Origin of the sequence: Roseospira visakhapatnamensis, assembly GCF_014197915.1 — a bacterium.
GTDB classification, from domain to species: domain Bacteria; phylum Pseudomonadota; class Alphaproteobacteria; order Rhodospirillales; family Rhodospirillaceae; genus Rhodospira; species Rhodospira visakhapatnamensis.
Genome location: NZ_JACIGK010000061.1, coordinates 1 through 7228 on the forward strand (window position 1 = coordinate 1; position 7228 = coordinate 7228).

Below are 7228 nucleotides of genomic sequence, written 5' to 3' on the forward strand. Positions count from 1 at the left end.
CGGCAGGGCCGCGCACCGCTCCCGCAGCGCCGCGATTTGCTCTTCAAGCCACCTCACCCAGAGGGTGAATCACATCCCGTGTCCCGTGTCCAAGCTATTTCGGCTCAAAATGAGAACTGCTGCTTCGAGGCGCTGACCAGCGGCGACTACGACAATCTTGCTCTGTTCTCCTGCTTCGTGAACGGCGAACCGGCCTCTGCCATCGTCACCATCACGCCGGATAAGGACGGCAATACCCTCAACATTAAGCCGCTCTTCGTCAGCGTCACGCCGGACATGGTCCTGACCGACCACGACGGCGTCGAGGCCTGAGCGGCCAAACGCGGCGCCCGCCGGCCCCCGGCGGGCGCCGCCTCGCGCGCCGTGAGACGCGGCGATTCACACAACGCTTGACTCGATCCGGGACTCGCGACTAGAACAAAAAAAGAACAAACAGGATCGGTCGCATGTCTCACACGCCGTCGCTGGACCGGTTACGCCAGCGCATCCGGGTCCTGGAGGGCTCGGCCCGGGACGCCGGGCGGGTGTTGCCCCTGGGGTTGGCGGCGCTGGACGACGCGCTGCCCTGGGGCGGCCTGCCGCTGGGGTGCCTGCATCAGGTGGTGGGCGACGCTGATGACCCGGCGGAGGCGGCCACCGGGCCGGTGGCGGCGCTGGGGTTCACCGCGTTGCTGGCGGCACGGCTGGCGGCGCGCGACGGCGGCCCCGTGCTGTGGTGTGTGCGGCACGGATCGGCGGACGACACGCTGTATCCGCCGGGTCTGGCTCAGTTGGGCTTGCCGCCCCGGCAACTGATGATCGCCCGCGCCGGCGATGACGGGCGGGTCTTGTGGTGCATGGAAGAGGGCTTGCGCACCCCCGGCCTTGCCGCCGTCGTCGGCCAGGCCCGCGCCGTCGACCTCATCGCCGGGCGCCGCCTGCAACTGGCCGCCGAGGCCGGGGGCGTCACCGGGCTGCTGCTGGCCCCGGCCGGCCAAGGCAGGGCGACCGGTGGGGGAACGGGATCGGTCGCCGCGACCACCCGCTGGCGGGTGCGGCCGCGCCCGGCCGCGCCGGTCGACTGGCCGGGGTTGGGACCGGCGCGGTGGGACGTGACGCTGGAGCGCTGTCGCGGCGGTCGCCCGGCACGCTGGACGATGGAGTGGGACGATGAGACGCATGCTCTTTCTGTGGCTGCCCCGCTTCGCGACGGATCGGGTGACGCGTCCCGGGGCCGTCTGCGCCGGCGGGCGTGACCGGCCCTTCGCCCTGGTCAGGGAGACCGGGCGCGCCGCCACCCTCCATGCCGTCAACCGGGCGGCGGAGGCCGCCGGAGTGTTTGCCGGCCTGCCGCTGACCGATGCCCGGGCCGTGGTTCCGGCACTGATGGCGCGGCCCGCCGCGCCTGCCGCCGATGTGGCGGCCCTGGGCGCCCTGGCCACCTGGGCCACCCGGCATACCCCCTGGACCACGATCGAGGGACCGGGCGACGGCGGCGCGGGCGGGATCTGGCTGGACATCACCGGCTGCGCCCACCTGTTCGGCGGCGAGGCGGCCCTCGCCCGGGACCTGCGCCAGCGCGTGTCCGGGTTCGGCTTCAGCGCCGTGCGGCTGGGCGTGGCCGACACCCAGGGCGCCGCCTGGGCCGCCGCTCGCTTTCTGGCCGAGGATGACGACGGCGAGCCCCCCGGCGTCGCGCTGCTGCCGGAGGGCGCCCAGCGCCAGCTTCTCATGGGGTTGCCGGTGGAGGCGCTGCGCCTGCCGCCGGACGTCGTGGAGACGCTGCGGCGGCTCGGCTTGCGTCGTATCGCCGACCTTGCCGCCCTGCCGCGCGCCCCCCTGACCGCGCGCCTGGGGCCGCTGGTGGCGCAGAGGCTGGACCATGCCCTGGGCCGCGCGCCCGAGCCCTTCACCCCGCGCCCGCCGGTGGTGCCCTGGCGCGAGACCCTGGCCTTTCCCGAGCCCATCGGCCGCACGGAGGACGTGACCCGCGCCATCGCGACCCTGTGCCGCGCGTTTCGGCCGCGTTTGGAGCGCGCCGACAAGGGCGCGCGGCGCCTGCTGCTGGAGATGGCGCGCGTGGACGGCCCGCTGTTGCACCGCATGGTGGGGACCAGCCGGCCGATGCGTGATGCCGGCGCCCTGACCCGGCTGTTCCGCGAGACCCTGGACGGGCTCGACGCTGGCTTCGGGATCGAGGCCATGACGCTGACCCTGACCGCCGTCGAGCCGTTCACGGCCAAGCAACCGGCGTTCGTCAGGGGCACTGGCGCCGCCCCCAGTGCCACGCCCGGGGCGACCGGGCGGGAGGCGGAGGTCGCCCTGCTGCTCGACCGTCTGCGCGCGCGTCTGGGCGCGGCCCAGGTGGTCCGCCCGGCGCCGCGCCAGAGCCATGACCCGGACGCCGCCGTCACCCACGCCGAGCGGGCCCCGGCCGGCGCGCCCGGAACCTGGCCGGCGACGGCGCCGCGCCCGCCGCGCCTGCTGGCGCCGGAACCGGTGGAGGTTCTGGAGGAGGACACGCCGCCCACCCGCTTCCGCTGGCGCCGCCGGGACTGGCGCGTGGCGCGCGCCGAGGGGCCGGAGCGCATCGCCCCGGCCTGGTGGCACGGCGCCCAGCCGCCCGCGCCCGATCAGGCGCGCGACCACTGGCGCGTCGAGGACGCGGCCGGCCATCGCCTGTGGCTGGTGCGCGACGGCGCGGCGCGCTGGTGCGTGCGGGGTGTGTTCCCGTGAACCCGCCGGCCTGGGGCGCCCGGGAGGCAGGACCAGAGCCACCCCCCTCCGCCGAGCTGCCCCCCTATGCAGAACTGGACGTCACCACCAACTTCACCTTCCTGGAGGGCGCCTCCCATCCCGACGAGTTGGTCGTGACCGCCGCCGCGCTGGGCCTGCGGGCGCTGGCGGTCACCGACCGCAACAGCCTGGCCGGGGTGGTGCGGGCCTGGACCGCCGCCCGCGACGCCGGCCTGCGGGTCGTGGTCGGCTGCCGGCTGGACCTGGAGGATGCGCCGAGCCTGCTGGTCTATCCCACCGACCGCGCCGCCTATGGCCGGCTGTGCACCCTGCTTACCCTGGGCCGCCGGCGCGCGCCCAAGGGCTCCTGTCTTCTGTCCCGGGCCGACCTCGCCGACCACGCCGCCGGGCTGATCGCCGTGGCGTTGCCGCCTGAAGAGGGGGTGCTGGGGCCGTTCGAACAGGATCTGGCCGTGTTCCGCGACATGTTTCCGGAGGGCTGTTATCTCGCCGCCCGCTGCCGCCTGGACGGTCGCGATGCCCGCCGGCTGGCCGCCCTGGCAACGCTGGCGGCGCGCGCCGGGGTACCGCTGGTGGCCACCAACGGCGCGCGCATGCATACCCCGGCGCGGCGGCCCCTGCTCGACGTGCTGACCTGCATCCGCGCGCACGTGACCGTGGACACGGCCGGCTGGCGCCTGGCCGCCAACGCCGAGGCCCACCTGAAGGGGCCGGCGGAGATGGCCGCCCTGTTCGCCGGCTATCCCGACGCCCTGGCCCGCACCGTGGAGATCGCCGGCCGCTGCACCTTCGACCTGGGGGACCTGCGCTACGAATACCCGGACGACCTCACCCCGCCCGACCGCACGCCGCACCAGCACCTGGAGGACCTGACCCGCGCCGGCATGGCCTGGCGCTGGCCGGACGGCGCGCCCGAGACCGTGCGCGCCACCATCGCCCACGAACTGGCCATCATTCGCCAGCTGAACTACGCGCCCTACTTCCTGACCGTCCACGACATCGTCCGCTTCGCCCGGTCGCGGGGCATTCTCTGCCAGGGGCGCGGCTCGGCGGCCAACTCGGCGGTCTGCTACTGCCTGGGCATCACGGCCATCGACCCCGCCACCTTCGACCTGCTGTTCGAGCGCTTCGTCTCCACCGCCCGCGACGAGCCCCCCGACATCGACGTGGACTTCGAGCACGAGCGGCGCGAGGAGGTGATCCAGTACATCTACGAAACGTATGGCCGCGCCCGGGCCGGGCTGGCGGCGACGGTCATCACCTACCGCACGCGCTCGGCCATCCGCGACGTGGGCAAGGCGCTCGGGCTGTCCCAGGACGCGGTCTCGGCGCTGGCCGGCACGGTCTGGGGGGCGTCCTCGCGGCCGCTGCGCGACGATCATGTGCGCGAGGCCGGCCTGGACCCCGACGAGCCGCGCCTGCGTCTGGCGCTCGACCTGACCCATGAGCTCCAGGGCTTCCCCCGGCACCTGTCGCAGCACGTGGGCGGCTTCGTGCTGACGCGGGGCGCGCTGCACACCACCGTGCCCATCGAGAATGCCGCCATGGCCGGCCGCACGGTCATCCAGTGGGACAAGGACGACCTGGACGCGCTGGGCATGCTCAAGGTGGACGTGCTGGCGCTGGGCATGCTGACCTGCGTGCGCAAGGCCTTCGACCTGATCCGCGAGACCGGCGGGCCGGACCTGACCCTGGCCACCGTGCCGGCCGCTGATCCCGCGGTCTACGACATGCTGTGCGAGGCGGACGCCATCGGCGTTTTCCAGGTGGAAAGCCGGGCGCAGATGAGCATGCTGCCGCGCCTGCGGCCGCGCGTGTTCTACGACCTGGTGGTGGAGGTGGCCATCGTCCGCCCCGGTCCCATCCAGGGGAACATGGTCCATCCCTACCTGCGCCGCCGCCGGGGGCTGGAGCCGGTGACCTACCCCTCCGGCGCCCTGCGCAAGACCCTGGAGAAGACCCTCGGCGTGCCCCTGTTCCAGGAGCAGGCCATGCGCATCGCCATCGACGGCGCCGGCTTCACCCCGGCCGAGGCCGACAACCTGCGCCGCGCCATGGCGGCCTTCCGGCGCGCCGGCACCATCCACAGCTTCCGCGAGCGCTTCGTCGCCGGCATGCTGCGCAACGGCCATGACCGCGCCTTCGCCGAGAACTGCTTCCGCCAGATCGAGGGCTTCGGTGAATACGGCTTCCCGGAAAGCCACGCCGCCAGCTTCGCCCTGCTGGTCTACGTGTCCGCCTGGCTGAAGCGCCATCACCCGGCGGCCTTCGCCTGCGCCCTGCTGAACAGCCAGCCCATGGGCTTCTACTCCGCCGACCAGATCGTTCAGGACGCGCGGCGCCACGGGGTCGAGGTGCGCCCGGTGGACGTCACCCGCAGCGCCTGGGACAACACGCTGGAAGGCGCCGGCGGGCTGCGCCAGCCCGCTCCCCCAAACGGCCACGGGCTTCAACGATCCTGCTCAAGGACCGTCGGGATCCATCCCGCCTTGCGGCTGGGCTTCCGGCAGATCAAGGGCCTGTCCGGCACGGCGGCGGAAGACGACTGTCACCGTATCGCCACCGCCCGGCGGCAGGGGGCATTCCGGGACGCCGAGGACCTGTGGCGCCGCGCCGGCCTGTCGGCGCGCACGCTGGAGGTGCTGGCCCGCGCCGATGCCCTGGCCGGGCTGGGGCTCGACCGGCGCGCGGCGCTGTGGGCCGTCAAGCGCCTGAAGGCGCCGCCCTTGCCACTGTTCGCCGTGCCCGGGGCCTCGGAGCACGGCCCGGAACCGGATGTGGCGCTGCCCGGCCTGCGCGCGGGGGAAGAGGTGGTGGAGGATTACGACAGCCTGCGCCTGACCCTGCGGGCGCATCCCCTGGCGCTGCTGCGGCCGGCGCTGGACCGCGACGGGGTGCTGTCCACCCGGCGGCTGAAGACGGCGCGCGACGGCGCGCGGGTGCGGGCCGGCGGGCTGGTCGTCTGCCGGCAACGGCCGGGTACGGCCAAGGGCACGCTGTTCATCACCCTGGAGGACGACCTTGGCGTCGCCAACCTGATGGTCCCGGCCCGGGTGTTCGAAGCTCATCGCCAGGCGGTTTTACGCGCCCGCCTGCTGTACGCCGAGGGGCGATTCCAGACCGACGGGTCGGTGCACCATGTCCTGGTCGCCACCCTGGCCGACCGGACCGACCGCCTGCACGGTCTGACCGCCGAGCGGTCCGCCCTGGCTCTCATCCCCAGCCGCGCCGACCGGGTCGGCCGTTTCCCCGACGCGGTGGGACTAAACAGGTAGGATCCGCCGGTCCCATCAACGGACGCCGGACCGCCGCGCGTCTGGATCCGTCGCCGGCAAAGCCCTGACCGCGTCGCGGATCGTGACCATCAGGGTCATCGGGTCGACCGGCGATGGCGCGAACCCGCAGCGTTCGTAGAACAGCCGGGCCTGTTCGGACTTGGCGTGGACGAGCAGGGCGCGGATGCCGGCGATGTCGGCTGCCTGCACCGTGCGCAGGATCGCGTCGCGCACCAGCGCCCGGCCCAGCCCTTCACCTTGACGGGACCTGTCGATCGCCAGACGGCCGAGCACCATCACCGGCACCGGGTCGGGCATGTTGCGCCGCGTCCGTCCCGTGGCGACGGTGTGCGAGACCGCCCCGGAGGCCAGGGCGTAGAACCCCGCCACGCGGCCCCCGTCCTCGCACACGACGTACGTCCGAGACGCGCCGCTGTCCTCGTTGGCCAGCGCCCGGCGGTGCAGCCAGCGATCCAGCGCGGGTTCTCCGGAATCGAAGGTGCTCAGGTCGTGTCCGGCGTGCAGCTTCTCGGGCGGGGTGAGACGGGGTCCGGTCATTGCTCCCACGGGGCGCGTTCGCCCAGCAGGCGGCGCAGGTTCGGATTGTCGGCGGGCGGCGCGTCCAGCGCGGCCAGAAACTCCCGGAACCGCGCCTCGTCCAGCCCGAAGTACCGCCGGTCCAGCAGGACGGATTCCGCCTCGCGGCAGGCCGTTTCCAGCATGAAGTCCGAGCGCGTCTTGCCGAGCGCCTCGGCCGCCTCGTCGATGAGGGCGCGCTGGCGCCGGCTGGCGCGCAGGTTGATGGTGATGTCGCGCGCGGTGGCCTCACCGGGAGGTCGGGGCATGGTCGGCATGGGTTCGATCTCCTGTGTCATTACATTGAGTATACGTTTTGTGTGTGGGCAATGTCAATACAGGTCGTTGTTGTTTCGGCGCGGCATGAGCAATATCCCTGGCATCGCGCCAAGCGGTACGGTCCAGAGTGAGAGGACGTCTTCGTTTTCGTGACGGGATTGATAGGAGAAAAAAGTCTTTCTCCGGTCCGTCGATTCACCGAGAAAGGAGACGTCATCATGACGACCACAACATGCAAATCAAAGCCCGGAAAGGTCACGCTCAGTCCGGCTGTGTAACCTGATGTCTGGAAATTTTGTTCGTGGGGGCGCACCTGCGTGCCCATCCGTGGGGCGCGCCCCACGGATGGGCTACCCTCCAGT

At 72.8% G+C, this 7228-nt stretch carries 6 protein-coding genes; 4 read left to right on the forward strand and 2 right to left on the reverse strand.

Annotated features, from left to right (window positions below):
* From GGD89_RS19075 to GGD89_RS19090, 4 genes are all read left to right on the forward strand, one after another.
* A partial coding sequence (locus tag GGD89_RS19075; protein WP_221238572.1) for a hypothetical protein occupies positions 1-312 on the forward strand: 312 nt, incomplete at its 5' end.
* A gap of 134 nt (positions 313-446) precedes the next feature.
* The gene (locus GGD89_RS19080) at positions 447-1235 is read left to right on the forward strand and encodes an ImuA family protein (RefSeq protein WP_184048970.1); all 789 of its coding nucleotides are present in this window, start codon (positions 447-449) and stop codon (positions 1233-1235) included.
* Positions 1159-2715 (forward strand): Y-family DNA polymerase, encoded by a 1557-nt coding sequence (locus GGD89_RS19085; RefSeq protein ID WP_184048973.1) that lies wholly within the window; start codon positions 1159-1161, stop codon positions 2713-2715. Before GGD89_RS19080 ends, GGD89_RS19085 begins: the two co-directional genes overlap by 77 nt.
* On the forward strand, positions 2712-6011 hold the full coding sequence (locus GGD89_RS19090; protein ID WP_343058653.1) for an error-prone DNA polymerase: 3300 nt from the start codon (positions 2712-2714) through the stop codon (positions 6009-6011). Before GGD89_RS19085 ends, GGD89_RS19090 begins: the two co-directional genes overlap by 4 nt.
* 15 nt (positions 6012-6026) lie before the next feature.
* Here GGD89_RS19090 and GGD89_RS19095 read toward each other — a convergent pair whose 3' ends face one another.
* Together GGD89_RS19095 and GGD89_RS19100 are read right to left on the reverse strand one after the other, a co-directional pair.
* On the reverse strand, positions 6027-6569 hold the full coding sequence (locus GGD89_RS19095; protein WP_184048976.1) for a GNAT family N-acetyltransferase: 543 nt from the start codon (positions 6567-6569) through the stop codon (positions 6027-6029).
* The gene (locus GGD89_RS19100) at positions 6566-6865 is read right to left on the reverse strand and encodes a type II toxin-antitoxin system TacA family antitoxin (RefSeq protein ID WP_246423231.1); all 300 of its coding nucleotides are present in this window, start codon (positions 6863-6865) and stop codon (positions 6566-6568) included. Before GGD89_RS19100 ends, GGD89_RS19095 begins: the two co-directional genes overlap by 4 nt.
* Positions 6866-7228 lie beyond the last annotated feature (363 nt).